Annotated in this window: 1 protein-coding gene; it reads right to left on the minus strand. The window is 77.8% G+C overall.

All coding sequences use genetic code 11. The annotated features are described in order from the left end of the window. Window positions 1–110 precede the first annotated feature (110 nt). A partial coding sequence (locus E1165_RS28620; protein WP_132394793.1) for a D-alanyl-D-alanine carboxypeptidase family protein occupies window positions 111–1,170 on the minus strand: 1,060 nt, incomplete at its 5' end.

A 1,170-nucleotide genomic window follows, 5' to 3' on the forward strand; every position in this document is an offset into this window, starting at 1 on the left:
GACCGGGCCGGGCCCGGGGGCGGGGCCGGGCGGCCGTTGGCAGGCGGCGGCGCAGGCGAGGGCGACCGCGACGGTCAGGAGGCCCGCGGTCCGCCGGCGGCCGGCGGCGGTCACCGGTGCCGTCGCACGGACGCGTGCCGGCGGCGTCGGGCGAGCAGCACGACACCGGCCGCCGCCAGGACCACGACCAGCGCCGCGCCGGGGTGTGCCCAGCGATGACCCTGGTCGACGGGTCCACCGGCAGCCGCCAGCGCCGGCGGGGTCGCCGCCGGCGACGGCGGGGCGGTCAGTTCGCCGGGGCGGACCAGGCGGCCGACCGAGGCGTCGCGGGGCAGCGTGAACCCCCAGTCCAGCAGCGCGGCACCCTGCTGCCAGCCCCGCTGCTCGGTCACCTCCGCGCCGAGCAGGGTGGCCACCAGGCGGCGGCCGTGGCGTTCGGCCGCGCCGACGTAGGTGTGCCGGGCCAGGTCGGTGAAGCCGGTCTTGCCGCCGAGCGCCCCCGGGTACCGGTAGAGCAGTTGGTTGTCGTTCTGGATCTCGAACGCCTTCTCCCGCAGCGCCGGCTGCGCCGGGACGACGGCGCGCGGGGTGGCGTCGTACCGGCGGAAGGTCGGGTCGGCGAAGCAGGCACGGGCGATCAGGGCCAGGTCGTACGCGCTGGTGAACTGGCCGGGCGCGTCCAGCCCGGAGGGGGTCACCGCGTGGGTCCGCAGGGCGCCCAGATGGCGGGCGTGCTCGTTCATGGCGCGGACTCCACCCGGCAGCCCGTCGGGTCCGCCGCCGAGGCGCGCGAGAGTGTTGGCGGCATCGTTGCCGGACCTGAGCAGCAGCCCCAGCCAGAGCGTCTCCACCGGGTACCGGCCGCCCACCAGCAGGCCGACCGCGGAACTGCCCGGCTCGATGTCGAGGTCGGCCGCGGTGACGGTGACGACCTGGTGCGGGTCGAGCTTCGGCAGCATGGTCGCGGCCAGCAGCAGCTTCTGCACACTCGCCGGGGTGGCGTACCCGTGGGGGTCGCAACCACCCAGCACCGCGCCGCTGTCCAGGTCGGCGACCAGCCACGACGTGGCGGCGACCGGGGGCGGTGCCGCCACGCCGGCCGGTGTCACCAGCCCGGGCGTGGCCAGGGCCGTCCCACCGACGGTGGGGTGCGCGGGGTCGGCCCGGGGC

Origin of the sequence: Micromonospora sp. KC723, assembly GCF_004348595.1 — a bacterium.
Lineage (GTDB): Bacteria > Actinomycetota > Actinomycetes > Mycobacteriales > Micromonosporaceae > Micromonospora.